The sequence below is a fragment of the Streptomyces sp. NPDC001056 genome (genome assembly GCF_053598955.1).
This window is the reverse complement of sequence record NZ_JBSFLI010000037.1, coordinates 1-19,655: the sequence shown is the minus strand read 5'-3', so window position 1 is coordinate 19,655 and position 19,655 is coordinate 1. Positions and strand designations below refer to the sequence as shown.

At 73.1% G+C, this 19,655-nt stretch carries 18 protein-coding genes; 14 read left to right on the top strand and 4 right to left on the bottom strand.

Features of this window, described 5'->3' with window-relative positions; translation table 11 throughout:
- Positions 1–56: 56 nt before the first annotated feature.
- From ACWDD7_RS31455 to ACWDD7_RS31400, 12 genes are read left to right on the top strand one after another with little or no spacing between them, the layout of a single operon-like run.
- On the top strand, positions 57–611 hold the full coding sequence (locus tag ACWDD7_RS31455; RefSeq protein ID WP_450459893.1) for a hypothetical protein: 555 nt from the start codon (positions 57–59) through the stop codon (positions 609–611).
- Positions 612–616: 5 nt separating this feature from the next.
- A complete protein-coding gene (locus ACWDD7_RS31450; RefSeq protein WP_450459892.1) occupies positions 617–1,303 on the top strand; it encodes a hypothetical protein in 687 nt (228 codons plus the stop codon).
- Positions 1,304–1,310: 7 nt separating this feature from the next.
- Positions 1,311–1,673: a hypothetical protein gene (locus ACWDD7_RS31445; RefSeq protein WP_450459891.1), complete on the top strand. Its 363-nt coding sequence runs from the start codon at positions 1,311–1,313 to the stop codon at positions 1,671–1,673.
- Positions 1,666–2,805: a hypothetical protein gene (locus tag ACWDD7_RS31440; protein WP_450459890.1), complete on the top strand. Its 1,140-nt coding sequence runs from the start codon at positions 1,666–1,668 to the stop codon at positions 2,803–2,805. Before ACWDD7_RS31445 ends, ACWDD7_RS31440 begins: the two co-directional genes overlap by 8 nt.
- A 36-nt stretch (positions 2,806–2,841) precedes the next feature.
- Positions 2,842–3,378, top strand: coding sequence for a phage baseplate assembly protein V (locus ACWDD7_RS31435; protein WP_450459889.1), 537 nt, complete (start codon positions 2,842–2,844; stop codon positions 3,376–3,378).
- Between the two features lie 18 nt (positions 3,379–3,396).
- A complete protein-coding gene (locus ACWDD7_RS31430; RefSeq protein ID WP_450459888.1) occupies positions 3,397–3,732 on the top strand; it encodes a hypothetical protein in 336 nt (111 codons plus the stop codon).
- On the top strand, positions 3,729–4,121 hold the full coding sequence (locus ACWDD7_RS31425) for a GPW/gp25 family protein (protein WP_351876920.1): 393 nt from the start codon (positions 3,729–3,731) through the stop codon (positions 4,119–4,121). The genes ACWDD7_RS31430 and ACWDD7_RS31425 overlap by 4 nt, the downstream gene beginning before the upstream one ends.
- Entirely contained in the window at positions 4,118–7,258 is a 3,141-nt protein-coding gene (locus ACWDD7_RS31420; protein WP_450459887.1) for a putative baseplate assembly protein, read from the top strand. The genes ACWDD7_RS31425 and ACWDD7_RS31420 overlap by 4 nt, the downstream gene beginning before the upstream one ends.
- Positions 7,255–11,076, top strand: a complete 3,822-nt coding sequence (locus tag ACWDD7_RS31415; protein WP_450459886.1) for a putative baseplate assembly protein — start codon at positions 7,255–7,257, stop codon at positions 11,074–11,076. The genes ACWDD7_RS31420 and ACWDD7_RS31415 overlap by 4 nt, the downstream gene beginning before the upstream one ends.
- Positions 11,076–13,235 carry a hypothetical protein gene (locus tag ACWDD7_RS31410; RefSeq protein ID WP_450459885.1) on the top strand — a complete coding sequence of 720 codons (2,160 nt, stop codon included), beginning with the start codon at positions 11,076–11,078 and terminating at the stop codon, positions 13,233–13,235. Before ACWDD7_RS31415 ends, ACWDD7_RS31410 begins: the two co-directional genes overlap by 1 nt.
- Positions 13,236–13,289: 54 nt before the next feature.
- Complete coding sequence (locus ACWDD7_RS31405) at positions 13,290–14,840, top strand: DUF6519 domain-containing protein (protein WP_450459884.1); 1,551 nt, start codon at positions 13,290–13,292, stop codon at positions 14,838–14,840.
- A complete protein-coding gene (locus ACWDD7_RS31400; RefSeq protein ID WP_450459883.1) occupies positions 14,840–15,727 on the top strand; it encodes a peptidoglycan-binding protein in 888 nt (295 codons plus the stop codon). Before ACWDD7_RS31405 ends, ACWDD7_RS31400 begins: the two co-directional genes overlap by 1 nt.
- Positions 15,728–15,816: 89 nt before the next feature.
- On the opposite strand, the gene ACWDD7_RS31395 is transcribed toward ACWDD7_RS31400, so the two are convergent.
- On the bottom strand, positions 15,817–16,728 hold the full coding sequence (locus tag ACWDD7_RS31395; RefSeq protein ID WP_450459882.1) for a S41 family peptidase: 912 nt from the start codon (positions 16,726–16,728) through the stop codon (positions 15,817–15,819).
- Between the two features lie 83 nt (positions 16,729–16,811).
- On the opposite strand from ACWDD7_RS31395, the gene ACWDD7_RS31390 reads away from it, so the two are divergent.
- Positions 16,812–17,324 carry an ArsR/SmtB family transcription factor gene (locus tag ACWDD7_RS31390; RefSeq protein WP_450459881.1) on the top strand — a complete coding sequence of 171 codons (513 nt, stop codon included), beginning with the start codon at positions 16,812–16,814 and terminating at the stop codon, positions 17,322–17,324.
- Here the strand turns inward: ACWDD7_RS31390 and ACWDD7_RS31385 are convergent.
- From ACWDD7_RS31385 to ACWDD7_RS31375, 3 genes are read right to left on the bottom strand one after another with little or no spacing between them, the layout of a single operon-like run.
- Complete coding sequence (locus ACWDD7_RS31385) at positions 17,273–17,653, bottom strand: hypothetical protein (protein ID WP_450459926.1); 381 nt, start codon at positions 17,651–17,653, stop codon at positions 17,273–17,275. The genes ACWDD7_RS31390 and ACWDD7_RS31385 overlap by 52 nt on opposite strands.
- Positions 17,593–17,946, bottom strand: a complete 354-nt coding sequence (locus ACWDD7_RS31380) for a hypothetical protein (RefSeq protein ID WP_450459928.1) — start codon at positions 17,944–17,946, stop codon at positions 17,593–17,595. Before ACWDD7_RS31380 ends, ACWDD7_RS31385 begins: the two co-directional genes overlap by 61 nt.
- Complete coding sequence (locus ACWDD7_RS31375; RefSeq protein WP_450459880.1) at positions 17,936–18,400, bottom strand: MarR family winged helix-turn-helix transcriptional regulator; 465 nt, start codon at positions 18,398–18,400, stop codon at positions 17,936–17,938. Before ACWDD7_RS31375 ends, ACWDD7_RS31380 begins: the two co-directional genes overlap by 11 nt.
- Positions 18,401–18,471: 71 nt before the next feature.
- Here ACWDD7_RS31375 and ACWDD7_RS31370 point away from each other — a divergent pair, with 71 nt between their 5' ends.
- Entirely contained in the window at positions 18,472–19,419 is a 948-nt protein-coding gene (locus ACWDD7_RS31370; RefSeq protein ID WP_450459879.1) for an NAD-dependent epimerase/dehydratase family protein, read from the top strand.
- Positions 19,420–19,655: the final 236 nt, after the last annotated feature.

Here is a 19,655-nt window from a genome sequence, read left to right as displayed (position 1 = left end):
GAGGAGTGTGTATGAATTCGTCGTCGACAGGTGTGGCACGGTCGCGAAGGTTTGTTATGCGGCAGTTCCAGGCCGAGGAATCGGTCGCGGCGTTCGCTGCGGATATGGGCTGGGCGGCAGTGGCGGACCTCCCCGGTGACGAAGGAAGGGGGGTTCCGCGGCGTGTCGCCTGGCAGATCGCTCCGGGTGCCACTCTCAACTACTTTCGGGACGACGCCCTGAGTTTCTCGTACATCTCGGTGATGAGCGGACTGGGTCAGGAATTTGCGGAACAACTGACTCCCATGGTGCGTGCCGAACTCGATACGTGTGAGGATGCCGAACTCTTGTCGGGGATGGAAACCGTCGGCGAACAGGAGCGGGCGTCGGCGGTGATCAAGGCCGGCCTCGGGGCGCCTCTTGAATTCGACGAGGAATTCTATTCGGGTTTCTTCACTGCGGCACAGGACACTGCTCCGGTGGTTCGGAATGCCGCGGTGCGTGCGATCTACTACACCAAATGGCGAGAGTTCACGGACGTACTCACGGAGCTCTCCTCGTCCGACCCCGATCGTTCCGTTCGAGACTTCGCCGGTCGTGTGCTCGCGGTCCTCCGCGGCGCAGGGAGCTGAATGACATGACCCGCTACGCCGACATCCCCAAACCCATCCGCTCCGGCCTCGTCGTCCTGGACCCCGACCACGGCACCCCCCAACGCGTCATCGTCCTCCAGTTCAACCCCGACACCCTGGAACGCAGCATCGCGCCCCAGTCGGCCGGGGACGGCGGGGACGCCAGTGGCGGGGGGACCGGCAGCGGGGACCGGAACGAGGCGCTGAGGCTCAAGGGGCCCGCGCAGGAGACGTGGAAGTTCACCGCCGAGATCGATGCCACCGATCAGCTGGAGATCGCCGCGCCGGACGGGATCCATCCGCAGCTCGCCGTGCTGGAGATGCTGGTGCAGCCCACCACCGCCCAGTTGCGTGCCGCGAGCAGGCTGACGCAGAAGGGCAGCATCGAGATCAGTCCGATCGAGATGCCGTTGACGTTGTTCACGTGGGGGAGCAAGCGGGTGATGCCCGTGCGGCTCACCGAACTGTCCGTCAACGAATCGGCGTTCGACGTCGACCTGAACCCGATCCGCGCCTCGCTGAGCATCGGGATGAAGATCCTGACGGTCAGCGATCTGCCGGCGGGGCACCGGGGCGCGGACCTGTACATGGCGCACCTGGCGCAGAAGGAGCGGCTCGCGGCCGCCGCGCGGGGTGGCGGCCTCGGCGCGCTGGGCCTCGGCGGCGCCGATCTCGTGGCCGGAAGGGGATGAGGACGAGATGGCGGAGATCGAGCCGTACGAGAGTGCCCTGGACTCGATACCGGGCGCCCACCCCTACCCGCGCACCAGCCGGTACCACGACGCCGAGATCGGCATCCACAAGCAGGCCGACGGCACCGAAGTCCGGTACACCAAGCGCCGGCTGCTGCCCCCGCTCGACGACGAGACCGAACCGCACCTCGTCGGCGGCGGAGAGCGGCCCGACCTGCTCGGGCAACGCTTCCTCGGCGACCCCGGCCAGTGGTGGCGGATCGCCGACGCCAACCCCGTACTCGATCCACGGGAGTTGACGGACGAGGCGGGACGCGTCATCGGCATCCCGCTCGCCGGCGGGTTCCCGCGGGGGGAGCGGCGTGTCTGAACAGCCCGTGGGGCAGGGCCCCGTCCACATCCAGCTCCTCATGGGACCGAAGCTGGCGCGCCCGGTCCCCCTGGAGGTGGCCGAGGCGCTGCTGTCCGCGCAGATCACGGCCACCGCGGGGGAGCGCAGCGGGTTCCAGTTCGCCTTCGACCTCACGAAGAACGGGCTGCTCAACCAACGGCTCCTGCCCGAGGGCTACTTCGACCCCAAGATCCGCGTCATCCTCACCGTCAGCGTCCGCGGCACCCCCGAGGTGCTGTTCGACGGCCTGATCGTGCGCCAGGAGGTCGGTGCGAGCAACATCCCCGGACACTCCACCCTCACCGTCACCGGCGAGGACCTGACCCTCCTGATGGACCTGGAGGAGCGCACCGCGCGCTACCCCAACCTGCCGCCGTCCGAACGGGTGCTGGCCATCCTGCGCCGCTACTCGGACTACGGCGTCCGCCCGGACGTCTACCGGGAGATGATCGCCCAACCCCCGCACCAGGACCTCCGCGTCCACTACCAGACCGGCACCGACCTCCAGTACGTCACCGAACTCGCCCGCGCCAACGGCTACACCTTCTATCTGGAGCCCGGCCCCACCCCCGGCCGGTCGGCGGCCCGCTGGGGCCCCGAGGTACGGCTCGGACTGCGCCAGCACGCCCTCAACGTCAACATGGACGCCCAGTCCACCGTCGACCAGCTGACCTTCGCCTACGACGGCACCGCCCGCGAGGAGCCCCAGGCGCGCTGGCAGGACCCCGGCACCCGCCAGTCCACCCTCCTGCCCCAGCCGCCGATCAGCCCCCTGCGCCCGCCGCTCGGCCGCCGGGCCAGCCCCGCGCTCAAACGCAAGACCCTCTCCGGCACCGCCAAACAGCAGCGCGAGCAGGCCGAGGCCGAACTCCTCGCGCGCGCCGCCGTCTCCGCCGACGTCATCTCCGGCTCCGGCTCGCTCGACGTCAACCGGCACGGCTACCTCCTCCAGCCGCGACGGCTCGTCGGCGTCCGCGGCGCCGGACGGGCGTACGACGGCGACTACTACGTCAAGTCCGTCACCCACAACCTCCGTCCGGGCTCCTTCCAGCAGAACTTCACCCTCTCCCGTGAGGGCCTGGAAGCGCGCGGCGACACCGTCCGGCCGTAGCACACCCGACCCACCGACCAGGAGAGAACCCCGACCATGGCGGCACCCAGCAATCGCTACCTCGGCAAGTTCCGCGGCCGGGTGGTCAGCAACGACGACCCGTTGCGCCTCGGCCGGATCACGGCCGAGGTCCCGGACGTCCTCGGCGACGAGCCGTCCACCTGGGCGCTGCCCTGCCTGCCGTTCACCGGGGCGCAGGCCGGACAGTTCGTGGTGCCACCACCCGGCGCCGGCGTATGGGTGGAGTTCGAGCAGGGGGACCCCAGCTTCCCGGTCTGGACCGGGTGCTGGTACGGCGACGCGAGCGAACTGCCGCCCGACGCGCGCCGCGAGCTCCAGGCGAACGCGCCGAGCAAACCCGTCGTCGTACAGACCCCGGGAGCCCACAAGATCGTCCTCAATGACACCGCGGGCGCCGAACAGGGCGTCCTCCTGCAGGCCCAGGGCGGCGCCTACATCCGCATCACCAAGGAATCCGTGGTCATCGCCACCGGCGCGGGCGCCGAGATCACTCTGCGCGGCGGCGACGTGACCATCAACCAGGGCCAGTTGACCGTCCACTCCAAGCGATAGACAAACGGGGGAGAGAAGTTGTCCGGGAGTCTGCTCCACGCGGGCACCGTGATCGGCTGCCCGCACGGCGGCCGCGCCACACCCGCCACCACACCCTCCGGCGGCGCGCACGTCGACGGCGCCGCCGTGGCCACGGCCGCCCACACCTACGTCGTCACCGGCTGCCCGCACACCGTCGACGGGGTGCCCTCGCCGTGCGCGTCCGTGCGCTGGACCGCCACCACCACCGGCGTCACGGCGAACGGCGCGCCCGTGCTGCTCGACACCTGTGCCGCCCAGTGCTTCAGCGCGGCCCTCGTCCCGCAGGGACCACCCGTCGTCCAGGCCGCGCAGCGAAAGGTCACCGTCCGATGAGGCCGCTGAGTCAACAAGCCCGCCCGCGCAGCGACATCGCGTTCCCGTTCCACGCCGACCGCCGTGGCCGCACCGCGCACGCCCGCCCCGCCGAGCACGTCCACGACCTCGTCGAACAACTGCTGTTCACGAGCCCCGGCGAGCGTGTGATGCGCCCCGACTTCGGCTGCGGACTGCTCGACCTGGTCTTCGCACCGGCCGGCCCCGAACTGATCAGCACCCTCGAACTCTCCGTCCAGGCCGCGCTGCAACGCTGGCTGGGCGACCTGATCGAGGTGGTCTCCCTCGACATCGAAGGCGGCGACGACACCGTACGCGTCCGGTTGTCGTACGTCGTCCGCGCCACCGGCGCCGTCCAGGAGGACCTGTTCGAGGGGAGGGCGGCATGAGCGCGGCGGCCACCCGGCGGACCAAGGTGCGCGCGGCCCGGCTCAACGGGGTCGACGCCGTCGAGGTGAGCGACGACGGGCTGCTGCTCACCGTCACCTTCCTCGGCAAGGCCCCGGGCGCCCTCGGCCCCGAGAACGTCCGCATCGACGGCGGCCGGCGCATCACCGGCATCACCGCCGTCGACGTCAGCGTCGAACGCGAGGAGGACCCCGAGCTGGACGACCGGCTCCACGTCACCCTCGACCGGGCCGGCGACACCTCCCGCTACCGGCTGTCGCTGGTGGAGGCCGACCCCTACGGCAGGCCGGGCGTTGCGCCGTACCGCGGTTTCGACCAGCGGTACTTCAGCGCGGAGTTCGGCTTCCGGCCCGACTGCCCGACCCCCTTCGACTGCACGGACGAGCCGGCGGACACCGAGCCCTTCCCGTCCGCGCCCGTCATCGACTACACGGCCCGCGACTACGACACCATCCGAGGGCTGCTCCTCGACCGGCTCGCGCTGACCACGCCCGACCGGGCCGAGCGCAACCCCGCCGACCTGGGCACGACGCTGGTGGAACTGCTCGCGTACACCGGCGACCAGATCAGCTACCAGCAGGACGCGGTCGCCACCGAGGCGTACCTCGACACCGCCCGCCGCCGGGTCTCGGTACGCCGGCACGTCCGGCTCATCGACTACGCGATGCACGACGGCTGCAACGCCCGCACCTATGTGACCGTCCAGACCGCCGCCGACCGCACGCTGGCGCCGGGCACCTACCGCTTCGCCTCGGTCGACGTACGCAGCCTCGACCCGCACGACCGCCCAGAACCCGGCACGGTCATCGACGACGACGACCTCGGCGACCTGGACGAGCGCGGCTCCGTGGAGGTCTTCGAACCCGTCGTCGCCGCCGAACCCCTCGAACTGCGCGTCGCGCACAACGCGATCCGGCTGTGGACCTGGGACGGCGACGTGTGCGTGTTGCCCGCGGGGGCCACCGCCGCCACCCTGCGCGACGAATGGACCGACCCCGAGACCTGCCGGGAACGCAGGCTCGGCCTGAAACCGGGTGACGTGCTGATCCTGGAGGAGGTCAAGGGCCCGCGCACCGGCACCCCGGGCGACGCCGACCCCGCACACCGGCAGGCCGTCCGCCTCACCTCCGTCACCCCCGGCCTCGACCCCATCGAGGACCAGCCCGTCCTGGAGGTCACCTGGGCCGCCGCGGACGCCCTGCGCTTCCCGTTCTGCCTGACCACGCGGGGCGGTCGCGACTGCCTGCCCGTCGAGGACGTGACCCTCGCCCGCGGCAACGCCGTCCTCGTCGACCACGGCCGCTCCGGTACGACGCAGACGGTCACCGTGCCACCGGACCCGGCCGTCGTCGCGCCCTGCGGCCCGCCCGGCTTCGGCTGCGACGACCGCACGGAGAACAACGCCCCGGCGCGGCTCGTGACCTCGCTGACGGACCGGGCGGAAAGCGGCCGCGCCCTCGCCCCCGAGGACGTCCGCGAGCTGTTCCGGGTCGTGGGGGAGCGGGCCGTGCTGCGCGCGGGGATCGGTCTGGAACAGGCCGGGCAACGGCGAAGCGAGAGGGGGGTCCCCCCGGCCGGAGGCTGGGGGAAAGTGGTACCCGCGACGGCGTACGCGCAGGCCGCGGCCCTGCGGACGCTGCTCGCCCAGAGTGCCTACCCGGGCATCCGGCCCCGCTTCCGCCCCGTCCTCGGCCGTGCCCCGGTCACCCCGGCCGTGCCCTTCCCGGACCCGGCGACGGTCGCCGCGGGACAGGCCGAGCGGATCGCCGCCATCCCGGGCCGGCTCCGGCAGCGTCTGGTCGACCTGTGGCGCAGCGCCCGTGACCGCGACGGGCTCGGCGAGGAGGAGATCGCCGAACTCGCCGTCGTCTTCGGCCTGAAGCCGCTCGAACGGCTGGACCTGCGCCGCCATCCCGTTCGCGCTCTGCGTGAACTGCTCCACCGGAGCGACGAGTTGCTCGACACCAAGCTGCGGCGCATCGCCGTCCTCACCGCGCGGGCCCGCGCCGGCACCGTCCTCGACCCCCACATCGCCTGGGAGATCGCGCACAGCTGGGGCCCGGCGTACGCGGCCGGCCTCCACCCCGAGGAGCCGGTCCTGCGCGGACCGGCGAGCGCCGCGCTCGCCCAGGACCCGCGCCGCGCCCTGCCCGCCGTACGCCTGGCCGACGGCGACGCGGTGTGGGAGCCGCGCCGCGACCTGCTCGACAGCGCGCCCCGCGACCGGCACTTCGTCGGAGAACAGGAGGACGACGGGCGGCTCGCCCTGCGCTTCGGCGACGGGCGGGGCGGTGCCGAACCGGCACCCGGAACACGTCTGACGGCGCGCTACCGGCTCGGTGGCGGCAGCGCGGGCAACGTCGGGGCGGAGGCCATCAACCACCTCGTCGTGGCGTCGGGCGAGCCCGGCGAGCCGTCACCGGCCGCCACGGTCCGCAACCCCCTCCCGGCCACCGGCGGCACCGAACCCGAACCGCTGCAACAGGTACGCCAGTTGGCACCCCTGGACCTGCGCCGCACCCGGCTGCGCGCCGTCACCGCCGCCGACTACGCGGCGCTCGCCTCCGCCCTGCCCGGCGTCCAGCGGGCCGCCGCCGACATCCGCTGGACCGGCAGCACCCAGGAGGCCCACGTCGCGATCGACGCGTACGGCGACGGCGCCCCGTCGCAGCGCCTGCTGGACTCGGTGGCGCAGGCACTGGAGACGTACCGGCGCATCGGCCACGACCTGGTGGTCGGCCCCGCCCGGTTCGTGCCGCTCGACATCGCGCTGCGCGTCTGCGCGCTGCCCGGACACCAGCACGGACAGATCCTGGCCGATCTGTACCGCGTCCTCGGCAGCGGCCGGATGCCCGGCGGACGCCTCGGGTTCTTCCACCCCGACGCGCTGACCTTCGGCGAACCCGTGCGGCTCAGCCGCCTGGTCGCCGTCGCCGCGGCCGTCCCGGGCGTGGAGGGCGTCGAAGTCACCCGGCTGCGAAGGCTGTTCGAACCGGATCGCGGAGAGAGGGAGGACGGCGTGCTGCGGCTCGGCCCGCTGGAGATCGCCACCTGCGACAACGACCCCGACCGCCCCGAGCAGGGACGGCTGGCGATCACCCTGGGAGGCGACCGATGAGCCGGGCCTGCTCCTGCGGCGGCGCGTGCGGCGGCCACGACGAGCGCCTCGCCCCCGCTCCACTCCACAACCCTCCCGGCCGCACCGCCCTCGACTACCGGGTCGGCGACTACGGCTCCTTCCTCGCCGCCCTCCTCGACCGGCTCGCCTCGCCCGCGTACCCGGCCCTCACCGGGCTCACCGTGCGCACCCCGGACGACCCGGCCGTCGGGTTGCTGGACGCCACCGCCGTCCTCGGCGACCTGCTCACCTTCCACTCCGAGCGGATCGCCGACGAGGCCTACATCCGCACCGCCGACGAACACCGCTCGCTGGTCATGCTCGGCCGCCTCGTCGGACACCGGCCCCGGCCCGGAGTGGCCGCCGGCACCCATCTGGCGTACACCCTCGAACGCGACCCGCGCGCCGAGACCCTCCCCGTGACGATCCCGCGCGGCGCCCGCAGCCACAGCGTGCCCGCCTCCGCCGACGAGCAGTCGCTCACCTTCGAGACATCGGCGGACCTCACCGCCCGCTGGGACTGGAACGAGCTGGCGGTACGCCGCCGCCGTCCCTCCCTCATCACCCCGGACGATCTCGACCACCGCTCGGAACTGTTCGTGGAGGGCACGGCGAACTCGCTGCGCACCGGCGACCAGCTCCTCTTCGTCTTCGGGGAACAGGCGGGAGGGGAAAGGAGGCTGCTGCCGATCGCGGGCGTCCGCGTCGACCGCGAGGAAGAGGTCACGGCGCTCACCCTGCCCAGCTCGGCCCCGCCCACGCTGAGGGAACTGGTGGACGAGGTACGGCGCTGGATCGCCGAGCCGGCCGCCCCCGGCGATCCCGGCGACGAGCCGCCGACTCCCGAGGTGCCCGACCCGCGCCCGGTCAGCCGCCTGATCGAGGACTTCGACGACCAGGTCCTCACCCCGCTGCGCACGGACCTCGACGGCATCGGCACCCCGGAGGGTCTCGCGTCCCGCCTCGCCGGCCCGGTCGCCCGACTGCGCGAGGCACAGGTGCTGGCGGAGCCGTACGAGGATGTGTCCGCGTGGTTCGAGCGGCTGGCGGCGGTCCTCGCGGAACTGGCACAGCGGGCACTGGAGTTGGCGCCCGCCCGACCAGTCGTCCCCGCGGGCGGCCGTGCCGCCGGGGGCGGCGCGGGCGGGCGCGGCGACACCCCGCGGGCGCGGGCGACCGACCCCGCCCCCGTCCGTCCCCGGCAGGACGCACCGGGTCGCCCCGATCCCCGCCGAGCCGCCCTCCACGCCCTGAGCACCGTCCTCCCCGCCCTGCGAACCACCGCCCCCGGCCCCCGCCGGGGAACCGGCAGCCATCGCCCCGGCTCCGACACCGCCCGCCTCCTCGCCGCCCTCAACCCCGGTCTCGGCAGCCTCTACCCGGCCTGGCGCGCCGCCGCCGGCCCCGGCACCGGCCAGTTGCTGCGCGCCCTCCTCGCGATGCGCGTCACCGCGGCCCCCTTCGGCGCGGGCGCCCCGCTCAAACCGGTCCAGGACGCCCGCGGCCGCGTCATCCGCACCACCGACTGGCCCCTGACCGGCGCGGCGCTGGCGACCATGCGCGTCGTGTACGACCCGGCGGGCAAGGTGCCGGTGCGCGCCGAGTTCCAGTACGCCGAGGGCAGCAGCTCCGACCAGCGCGCCGAGAACCTGCCCACCACCCAGCAGGTCACCTTCACCCTCGGTCCCGGCCAGGTCGACCTGTCGACGCGGGCCGCCCGGGAGCACGAGCTGAGCTGGCTGACCCGCCGCCCGGCCGCCGCGGAGGAACCGGGCGTCACCGCCCGCCTCCACCCCGGCCTGCCCGAGCGCAGCCTGTTCGTCTCCCGCCCGGAGGACGACGGCACCGTGCACATCGCGCTGACCAACGGCACCGCCGAGCAGTTCTCCCTGAAGCCGGGCGGCAGCAGGCAGTTCACCCACGGGGACTACCAGGTGGGCGTCACCTACACGGTGGGCAGCACCGAGCCCGACGTGGAGATCGTCATCGCGAGCAAGCCCGCGCCCCTCAACCGCCGCATCCTGCAACTGGACAGCGTCCAGGACGGCATCACCGTCGGCAGCTGGGTGGCGATCGAGCGCCCCGCCAAGGGCACGAGCGTGCCCGGCGACGCCAAGCTCGCCCTCGTCACCACCCAGGTGGTGGCGGCCCGCACGGCGGCGTACGCCAACTACGGCATCACCGGCCGCGGCACCGAACTCACCCTCGCGGACCCGTGGCTGGACGAGTTCGACGTGCTGCTCTCGCACATCCGCGACACCACCGTGCACGCGGCGGGCGAGGAACTGCGCCTGGCCGACGAGCCGCTCGGCGAGGACGTGCACGGCGACGAGATCGAACTCGCCGAGCTGTACGACGGGTTGCGGCCGGGCCGGGCCCTCGTCGTGAGCGGCGAACGCACCGATGTGCCCGGCGTGGCCGGGATCACCGCCGGCGAAGTGGTCGTCATCGCGGCCGCCGACCCGGCCGTCGATCCCCGGCTCCCCGGCGACCATGTGCACACCCGCCTCACCCTCACGAGCAACCTCGCCCACCGTTACCACCGGGCGAGCGTCCGCGTCCTCGGCAACGTCGTGGCGGCCACCCACGGCGAGAGCCGCGAGGAGGCCATCGGCAGTGGCGACTCCGGCCGCGTCAACCAGACCTTCGCCCTGTGGCAGTCCCCGCTGACCTGGCTCGCCGCCGACAACCCCCTCGGCGCGACACCGGTGCTGGAGATCCGGGTGGACGGCGTGCTCTGGCACGAGGTCGACAGTCTCGCCGGGCGCGGCCCGACCGAGCGGGTGTACATCACCGGCACCGCCTCCGACGGCCGTACCACCGTGACCTTCGGCGACGGCGTCCACGGCGCCCGGCTGCCCAGCGGCCACGAGAACGTCCGCGCCCGCTACCGCTTCGGCACCGGCAAGGCCGCCAACGTCCCGGCGGAGCGGATCACCCAGCCGCTCACCCGCCCCCTCGGCGTCACCGCGGTCACCAACCCGCTTCCGGCGACCGGCGGCTCGGACGCGGACGGCCCCTCGCTCACCCGCCGGACGATCCCCCTCGCCGTCTCCGCCCTGGACCGGCTGGTCTCCCCGGCCGACTACGAGGACTTCGCCCGCTCCCGCGCCGGCATCGGCCGGGCCGCCGCCCGCGAACTCTTCGACGGACGGCGGCGGGTGCTGCACGTCACGGTCGCCGGTACCGACGACGTGCCGCTCACCGACGACAGCCTCCGGCCCCTGTGCGGGGCGTTGACCGAGTACGGCGACCCCGACCTGCCCATCCGGGTGGACACGCGCGAACTCGTCCTGCTGCTGATCGCCGCCAGGGTGAAACTCGCCCCCGACGCCGCCTGGGAGATCGTCGAGCCCCGGCTGCGCCAGGCACTGCTGCTCCGACTCGGCTACCAAGGACGGGAGCTGGCCCAGCCGGCCCGGCTGTCCGAGGTCCTCGCCACCGCGCACTCCGTGCCCGGCGTCGACCACGTGGACGTGGACGTCTTCACGGGCGCAGCCGCCTTTGCCACCCCGGACCAGCTCACCGCCCTGCTCGCCGACCCCGGGACCCCGCGGTCGTCGGTCCCCGCGCATGCGGCGTCGTACGACGAACAGACCTACACCGTCGGCGACGCGCACGGCGAGACCCTGTCCTCGGTCTGCGCCCGGCACGGCATTTCGCTCGCCCGGCTCCTGCGCCTGAACCCCGACATCACCGACACCCGCCCCCTGGCCAAGGGCCGGACGGTGCTCGTCTTCCGCGGCATCCGCCCGGCCCAGCTCACCATGCTGTCGGCGCGCGCCGCGGACACCCTGATTCTCACGGAGGTCAAGTGATGTCCCCCGACGTCGAGTGGGAGATGCCCGCCGACCGGCATCCCGACGGGCTCACCGAACTGCTGCCCCGCTGGCACCGGTTGCGCGACGCCGAGGAGGGCGAGCCGCTTCGGGCGCTGCTCGCCGTGATCGCCGAGCAGCTGGACCGCGTCCGCGACGGAGTCCGGCAGGGCTACGAGGACCTGTTCGTGGAGACCGCGGCGCCCTGGGTGCTGCCGTACCTCGGCGATCTGGTCGGCTACCGCACCCTGCCGGGGTACGAGCGAGTACTCGCCGGCGGCCTGCACCACGGCGGCCGCCAGGCGCTCGCCGAGGCCGTCGCCCCCCGCCGGGACGTCGCCGCGACGGTCGGCCACCGGCGCCGCAAGGGCACCCTGCACCTGCTGGAGGAACTCTCCGAGCGGGTCGCCGACTGGCCCGCGCGAGCCGTCGAACTCTCCCGGCACGTGGCCCACACCCAGCCGGTCAGGCTGGGCGTCACCGGCGCCCGCGGGGACCGGGGCCGGCTGCTCGACCTGCGGGACGGCTCGGCTCTCGCCCTCGCGGGCGGTCCGTTCGAGACGACGGCCCGTACGGTCGACGTACGCCGTGCCAACTCCGCTCGGAGGCAAGGCGGTTGGTCTCCGGCCGGGGTCGGCCTCTTCGTCTGGCGGCTGAGGCCGCACGCGCTCACCGCATCCCCGGCCTACTGCATCGACCGCGCCCGCAACCTCTACACCTTCTCCATCCTCGGCAACGACACCCCGCTGCTCACCCGCCCGGTCCCCGAGCCCTCGCCCGCGCACATCGCCGCCGTGGACAACGTGCCGGCGTTCATCACCCGGCGGCTGCTGCACGACCGGCTCGCCGACTACTACGGACCCGGGAAGAGCCTGTGCGTCCGGCGCGACGGCGAGGACCGGCCGGTGCCGCTCGCCGACATCGTCGTGGCCGACCTGTCCGACTGGCGCTACCGGCCCGGACGCGGCCAGATCGCCGTCGACCCGGAGCTGGGCCGGATCGCCTTCGGTTCCCGGTCGGCGCCCCGGCAGGGCGTGTGGGTCGACTACCACCACGCCTTCGCCGCCGACCTCGGTGGCGGCGAGTACGAGCGCCCCGACCGCGGCCCCCGCCCCGACGCCGACTTCTACCGGGTCGGGCCCGGGCAGCCGTACCGGCGGATCATGGACGCCTACCGGGCCTGGCAGGACCGGCGCGGCCCCGGGCGCACCGGCATCATCGAGATCACCCACAGCGGTGCCTACCAGGAGCAGCTGGACTTCGACCTCGACCCCGGCGACCGCCTCGAACTGCGCGCCGCCGAGGGCACCCGGCCGGTGATCCGGCTCCTCGACTGGTACAGCAACCGCCCCGACGCGCTCAACATCCGTGCCGTACCGGACCATCGAGCCCCGCACGAACGGCCGCGCGTCGTCCTCGACGGACTCCTCGTCGCCGGGCGCGGCATCAACGTCACCGGCCCGATGGGCGCCGTCGTCGTACGGCACTGCACGCTCGTACCCGGCTGGTCGCTGGAGCCCGAGTGCGCACCGCACTCGCCCGACGAGCCCAGCATCGTCCTGGACCGCACCACCGCCTGCGTCCGGATCGAGCACAGCATCCTCGGCACCATCGAGGTCATCGGCGACGAGGTGGGCGAGGACCCCCTCGACATCCATCTGCGCGACAGCGTCCTGGACGCCACCGGCGACGACCGCGAGGCACTCTCCGCCCCCGACTGCCGCCACGCCCACGCGGTCCTGCACCTGCACCGCACCACCGTCATCGGCGAGGTACACACCCACGCCGTGGAGATCGCCGAGAACTCCCTCTTCACCGGCCGGCTCCACGTGGCCCGGCGCGGCATCGGCTGCCTGCGGTACTGCTACGTCCCGCCCGGCTCGCGCACCCCGCGCCGCCACCGCTGCCGGCCCGACCTCGTCGGAGCCGGACAGGCGGACACCGTACGGCCGTTGTTCGCCTCCAAGCGCTACGGAACGCCCTGGTACGGCCAGTTGGCCGACGGCGGCCCCGAGCAGATCCGGCGGGGCGCGGACGACGGCGGTGAACTCGGCGCCTTCCACGACCTGTACCGGCCGCAGCGGGAGGACGGACTCAGGGCGCGGCTCGCGGAGTACACCCCCGCGGTCGCGGACGCCGGGATCTTCTTCGTGACGTGAGCAGTGCCGTCGTACGACCCGCCCGCAGACCGACGAACCAGGGGGACCCCCTTCATGCACGCTGATCTCTCCCGCTCCACCTTCCGCCCGGAGCGGCACTACTCCGCGGTCCTCGCCCAGCAGGGCCGCGTCCAGCTGGACGCGGACCTCAACGAACAGACCGCCATCCAGCTCCACCAGGCCCGCACCCTCGCCGCCGACCTCATCGGACGGCACGGCGGACCCGCCGGCGCCACCGGCTTCCGCATCGAGTACGTGGGCGGCAGGCACGACATCGACACCCTGTACATCCACGGCGGCCGCTACTACGTCGACGGCATCCTGTGCGACGCGGACCGCCCGGCGCCCGGCGTCCCCGTGCCGGACGGCGACACCGAGGAGCGGCAGAGCGCCGGGACGGACGCCTTCTGGGACTACTGGAACCAGCCCGACGGCTTCCGCGACCCGGAACGCCCCGGCGACCGGCTGCCCTCGCCCGCCCAGTCGCCCTTCCTCGTCTACCTCGCGGTGTGGGAGCGGGCGGTCTCTGCGGCCGAGGACCCGGCGCTGCGCGAGGTCGCACTCGGCACCGCGCTGCCCGACACCGCCGTCCGCGCCAAGGTCGTCTGGCAGGTACTGCCGTTGCCCCTGACCGCGCTGGACATCGCGGACGCCGAACCGAACCCGGCCGCCGTCCGCGAGGCGTTCGAGAAGTGGGCGAAGACACAGTCGGCGCCCTCCGCCCGGCTCGCCGCCCGCAGTGAACGCCCCGAGCACGCCGACGAGGACCCCTGCCTGGTCCGCCCCGACGCCCGCTACCGGGGCCCGGAGAACCAGCTGTACCGGGTGGAGGTCCACACGGGCGGCGAGGCGGCGGACGCCACCTTCACCTGGTCCCGGGAGAACGGCTCCGTCGTCTTCCCGGTGGACGAACTGGACGGCACCTGGGTGCGGTTGGCGACCCTCGGCCCCGACTCCAAGCTCGACCTGGAGGTCGGCGACCTGGTCGAGTTCGGCGACACCGCGTACGCCTCCCGCCTGGAGGCGCTGCCCCTGCTGCGCGTCGAGGAACTGGACCTGCCCGGTCGCCGCGTGCGCCTGTCCGCCGAGCCGGACCCGCGCGTCGGACGCCTGCCGCACCTGCACCCGTTCCTGCGCCGCTGGGACCACCGCGAAGGACCCCGTCGCAAGGGCCGTACGACGTCCCTCAAGGCAGGCGCGGTTCCGGTCACCGAGGGGGAGTGGCTGCCGCTGGAGGACGGCGTCGAGGTCTACTTCGCCAAGGGCGGCACCTACCGCACCGGCGACCACTGGCTGATCCCCGCCCGCACCGCCACCGGCGGCGTCGAGTGGGCCACCGACGCCGCGCGCCGCCCGCTGCTCCAGGCTCCGGCGGGCATCGACCGGCACTTCGCCCTGCTGGCGCTGGTCACCGGCGAGGGCAGCACGGCCGACCTGAGGTACGCCTTCGGTCCGCTCTCGGCAAAGATCCCCGCGGCCGACCAGGCGGCCCTGGACGCCGAGGCCGAGGCCGCGCGCGAGGAGCAGGCCGCCGAGGCCGCCCCCGCCGGCGGCCGCTCACAGACCACGGCGGCGGCGGAGGCCGCCGCGGGAGGAGACGAGTGATGGCGCAGCCGATGAGCGGGTCCAAGCTGCTGGAGGTCCTGCGGGCCGAGGGCCTGACCGTCCACGAGGTGCGCGACTGGCGCCACCACAACCGCAACACCAAGGGCCCCTGGGGCCCGGTGAACGGCGTGATGATCCACCACACCGTCACCTCGGGCACCGAGAACTCCGTGAACATCTGCTACAACGGCTACTCCGGCCTGCCCGGCCCCCTCTGTCACGGCGTCATCGACAAGGAGGGCCACGTCCACCTCGTCGGCAACGGCCGCGCTAACCACGCGGGACTCGGCGACAGCGACGTCCTGCGCGCGGTCGTCAACGAGACGACGCTGCCGCACGACAACCAGGCCGACGTCGACGGCAACCGGCACTTCTACGGCTTCGAGTGCGTGAACCTCGGCGACGGCAAGGACCCCTGGCCCGAGGCGCAGAAGGAGGCCATCGAGAAGGTGGCCGCCGCGATCTGCCGCCATCACGGCTGGTCGGAGCGCTCCGTCATCGGACACAAGGAGTGGCAGCCCGGCAAGCAGGACCCGCGGGGCTTCACCATGGACGGTATGCGGGGGCGCATCGCCCACCGGCTGGCCGGAGAGGGCGGCGGCAACGACCCGGGCCCCAAGCCCGGCCCCAAGCCGAAGTACGCGCCCTTCCCCGGCAGCGGCTTCTTCCACACGGGCCAGAAGTCGCCCCTGATCACCGCCATGGGCCGCCGCCTCGTCGCCGAGGGCTGCGACCACTACGACAAGGGCCCCGGCCCGGAGTGGACCGAGGCCGACCGCAAGTCCTACGCCGCCTGGCAGCACAAACTCGGCTACCGCGGCAAGGACGCGGACGGCATCCCGGGCAGGACCAGCTGGGACAAACTGAAGGTTCCGTCGGACGGCTGACGGACGACCGCCGGACCGCCGCTCGTGGACCGCAGCCCGCGGGCTGCCGTGCGCGCGCGGCGGCCTCGCCGCTGCCGGGGGTCCCGCCTTCAGAGGGCGGTGCCCTCCGATGCGCGGGTGAGAGCGGCGTGGGCGGTAGCGAGGGCGTCCTGGGCGGTGGTGGGGATGTGGGGCTGGACACCGGTGCCTTCCCAGTCGGTGCCTGTGACGGGGTTGATGGAACGGCAGGTGGGGATGCTGGCCTCGAGGTGGGGGTGGAGGCGCACGCCGATGCGGGGGTGGGCGCCGCCGCCGGTGGTTTCGCCGACGATGACCGCGCGGCCGGTGTGGCGCAAGTCGTAGGCCAGTTCCTCGCCGCCGGAGAAGGTCCGGCGGCTGGTGAGTACGTAGACGGGACGATCCGTGCCGTAGCGGGGGCCGGGGACGTGGGGGAGCGTCCAGTACTGGGTGGTGCGGTCCTCAGTGCGGTCGTAGACGTCGTTGAGGTGCGTACCCGGCGGCAGCAGGTAGCTGCAGAAATAGGCGACCGCTGCGGGATCACTGCCGATGCAGGCACGCAAGTCGATGATGAGGCCCTGGGTGTTGCGCAGGATCTGCATGGCCGCGGCGATGTCGTCGCCGACCAGGTGGGCGCCGAAGAGCGCCGGCTCGATCTGGAGCAGCCCGATGTTCCCATCCAGCCGTTCGAGCCGTCCGATGCCGCTCATGGTGGTCCGTGAACGTCGTTCGAAGATCGCGGCCGAGGCTGCCTCGTCCGCGAGGTCGGGGATCGGCTCGGAGTGGTGGATGAGCCTGAGGTGGCCGTCGCCGCTGAGCCGCCGCAGGTCCTCGCTGACCAGTTCCGCGAGCGCCGCGGGGCTCTCGGCGCCGGCATACCGGCCGGTGGATGCGGCCTCACCGAAGTCAGTGGCGATGCGCTCTCCAAGGTCGGGGAAAACGTAACGGGTGGCGACCAGTTCGCGGATCCGCGCCACGATGCGTTCGATCTCGGTGTGTTCCATCAATTGCCCCCCTGGTCACTGGATTCGGGCGCAAGTAGAGCACCGGCCTTGCCAAAGCGTCAAGAATCCTAGACGCTTACTCCATGGCCGAAGCCACTCAGGATCCGTCGATGCGTGTCTCCACGCCCGAGCAGCACAAGGCGCTGGGGCACCCCTTGCGGCAACGCCTGCTCTTCTCCCTCGCCCGACAGTCCGCAACCACCAGCCAGCTCGCCGCCGCGCTTGGCGTGGCGAAGGGCAGCGTCGGGCACCATCTGAAGATCCTGCGCGAGGCGGGTCTTGTCCGCGTCGTCGAGAGCCGACGGGTACGCGGCGGCGTCGAGCAGTACTACCAGCGCACCGCGCTCCGCATGGACATCGACGACCCCACCGGCGGCTCCACCAGAGCAGCGCTCGCCGGTTTCGCCGACGAACTCACAGCTGCCGCGGACCCGCTGCTGATCCTGCGGCACCTGCGCCTGACACCCGAACAGGCCGCGAGACTGACCGCGGTCCTGACGGAGATGGCCGAGGGCGCCACCGACGACGGGCCGGGCCAGTCCAGCTACGGCCTCCTCATCGGCATGTACCGCAAACCCCCTGCCCCGACGCAGTGACATGACGCCTGCCGAGCAAGCGCCGCCGGGGCCCGGACCTGCCTCCATGTCTCCGCAGGCGCGGCGTCGGGGCATCGATCAGCCGTGCGCCGCGTCACCGTCCTCAGCCTTCCCGGACAGGACGACCAGCGTGTGACGCGAACCTGGAGGACGAGGTCGCGCGGCTCGGTGAAGCCGAGGCCGCGGTAGGGCGCCTCGCCGTCGGAGGTGGCGGCCGGCCGCACGGTCGTGACGGTCGTCCCGTCGGCGAACGAGGTGAGCAGCGCGCTCACGCAGGCGCGGGCGAGTCCGCGGCCGCGGAAGTCCGGTGACGTGACGACATCGGCGATCTCGCCGCGCCGGCCGCTGCGGTTGCGCGGACTCGGGGCTGGTCGTCGACGGTGCCGACGGCGCGGTCGACCGCGCCGGCACCCGGCAGTTCGGCGACGAACGCGGCGAAGGTGTCCGCCTCCGCCTCCTTCATCCGGCGGGCGAACCACGCGGCGGCGTCGCCCCTCCAGGTGGGATCGGCGTCGACGTCCTTACCCGTCTCCGACATCATCAGCGCCCGGAACTCGACCAAGCGGTCGAGTTCCGCGGCGCCGGCGCGCCGCACCAGGACGCGGCCGGCGTCATCGGTCATGTCCGTCCCGCCCTTCCCCGGGAGCGAGCACGGCCCGCAGCGCCTGCCGGAACCGCGCGGCCGCGGTCGCGCCGAGCGGGGCGAGGAACTCCTCCTCCGCGGCGACGTACGCCGCGTCGGCCTCCCGGTAGAGCGCGAGCCCCGGCTCGGTCAGCTCGACGGCGTTGCGCCGGCGGTCGTTCGGATCGGGCTTCCGGGTGACGACGCCCTTCGCCTCGAAGGCGTCGATCAGGGCGACCATCGTGGTGCGGTCGACGCCGAGCCTGGTCGCGACCGCCTGCTGCGACATGGGCTCGCGCCCGACGAGCACGCGCAGCACACCGAAGTCCTTGCTGTCGATGCCGAGCGGGGCGAGCGCGGCGTCGGCCAGCGCCGTCAGCCGCAGGTGTGCGTGCTTGACGAGATACCCGAGTGCGTCGTGCGGCTCCATGGGGCGCGGGGCGGGGGTTGGCATGACGAACATGATATCTCTAGGCTGATAATCAGTAGCACTGACAATCAGTCGTGCCGACGAAAGAGACAGTCATGATTCTCGTGACAGGCGGAGCCGGTTTCATCGGTTCGCACACCGTTCGGGCGCTCCACGGGGCGGGCGAGGAATGCGTGCTCCTCCAGCGCCGCGCCCCCGCGGTACCGCCGCGATTGGCCGATCTGCCCGTGGCCATGGCGCAGGGCGACATCACCGACCTCGACAGCCTGCGCGCGGTGGGCCGCCGGTACGCGATCACCGGGATCGTCCATCTCGCCATCACACTGCCCTGGGAGACGGACGACGGCGACGCGGCCGGGACCGCGGGACGCGCGCTCGACGGCTTCCTCAACATCGTGCGCGTCGCACAGGAGTGGGGTGTACGGCGTGTCGTGGTCGCCGGCACCATCGGCGTATACGGCGGTGTGGCCGTCGACGGCGCGCTCGGTGAGGACCTGCCGCTGCCGATGAGGCACTTCCACGCGATTCCGACGCTGAAGAAGATCACCGAGCTGCTGGCCGGCCAGCTGGCGGCCGAGACCGGCATCGAGATCGTCACCGCGCGCATCTCCGGTACCTGGGGGCCGGGCGGCCACCTGCCCGATCCGTTCTTCCCGGCTCCGTCGCTCGCCCACGCCGCCGCGCGCCGCGGCGCACCCGACCTGTCCGGCCTCGCCCACCAGCCGTACGCCGAGGACGCCCTCGACCTCGCTTACGTCAAGGACACCGGCCGGGCGCTCGCGCTCCTGCAACTCGCGCCGCGGCTGCGCCACATGACGTACAACGTCGGCTCGGGCCGTGCGACGAGCAACGCGGAGGTGATCGAGGCGATCACCTCCGTCGAGCCCGGTTTCCGCGCCGAGCTGCCCTCACGGGACGCCGCGCCGCCGCGGTGGCTCGACACGACCCGCCTGCGCGAGGACACCGGTTTCCGTCCCGAATACGACACCGCCGCCGCGGCCGCGGATTACATCGCCTGGCTTCGAGCGGGCAACGAACGGTAGGGCCCGGCGCTCGGGGGCGGCGGGCGGACCCGGGATACCGCCGTCCCGTAGGCGCTGGGGAGCGTCTCCTCGATGCCCGTGGCCGGCGACGACCGGGCATGCGGTGTCCGCGGCGCGGCGCGTCGGCCGTCCCGGCCGACGCGCGGGTCGGCCGGCTCCAGGGCATGGGCTTCGACCTGGCGCAGTACGGGCTGTTCGCGATCGGCGAGTCGCTGGTGATCCTCACCGGCGGGGTC

Bases quoted from the DNA above. Each gene is read 5' to 3' on its own strand.
- ACWDD7_RS31455 (WP_450459893.1), top strand. From the start codon at position 57: ATGCGGCAGTTCCAGGCCGAGGAATCGGTCGCGGCGTTCGCTGCGGAT.
- ACWDD7_RS31450 (WP_450459892.1), top strand. From the start codon at position 617: ATGACCCGCTACGCCGACATCCCCAAACCCATCCGCTCCGGCCTCGTC.
- ACWDD7_RS31445 (WP_450459891.1), top strand. From the start codon at position 1,311: ATGGCGGAGATCGAGCCGTACGAGAGTGCCCTGGACTCGATACCGGGC.
- ACWDD7_RS31435 (WP_450459889.1), top strand. From the start codon at position 2,842: ATGGCGGCACCCAGCAATCGCTACCTCGGCAAGTTCCGCGGCCGGGTG.
- ACWDD7_RS31425 (WP_351876920.1), top strand. From the start codon at position 3,729: ATGAGGCCGCTGAGTCAACAAGCCCGCCCGCGCAGCGACATCGCGTTC.
- ACWDD7_RS31420 (WP_450459887.1), top strand. From the start codon at position 4,118: ATGAGCGCGGCGGCCACCCGGCGGACCAAGGTGCGCGCGGCCCGGCTC.
- ACWDD7_RS31415 (WP_450459886.1), top strand. From the start codon at position 7,255: ATGAGCCGGGCCTGCTCCTGCGGCGGCGCGTGCGGCGGCCACGACGAG.
- ACWDD7_RS31410 (WP_450459885.1), top strand. From the start codon at position 11,076: ATGTCCCCCGACGTCGAGTGGGAGATGCCCGCCGACCGGCATCCCGAC.
- ACWDD7_RS31405 (WP_450459884.1), top strand. From the start codon at position 13,290: ATGCACGCTGATCTCTCCCGCTCCACCTTCCGCCCGGAGCGGCACTAC.
- ACWDD7_RS31400 (WP_450459883.1), top strand. From the start codon at position 14,840: ATGGCGCAGCCGATGAGCGGGTCCAAGCTGCTGGAGGTCCTGCGGGCC.
- ACWDD7_RS31395 (WP_450459882.1), bottom strand. From the start codon at position 16,728: ATGGAACACACCGAGATCGAACGCATCGTGGCGCGGATCCGCGAACTG.
- ACWDD7_RS31390 (WP_450459881.1), top strand. From the start codon at position 16,812: ATGGCCGAAGCCACTCAGGATCCGTCGATGCGTGTCTCCACGCCCGAG.
- ACWDD7_RS31380 (WP_450459928.1), bottom strand. From the start codon at position 17,946: ATGACCGATGACGCCGGCCGCGTCCTGGTGCGGCGCGCCGGCGCCGCG.
- ACWDD7_RS31375 (WP_450459880.1), bottom strand. From the start codon at position 18,400: ATGCCAACCCCCGCCCCGCGCCCCATGGAGCCGCACGACGCACTCGGG.
- ACWDD7_RS31370 (WP_450459879.1), top strand. From the start codon at position 18,472: ATGATTCTCGTGACAGGCGGAGCCGGTTTCATCGGTTCGCACACCGTT.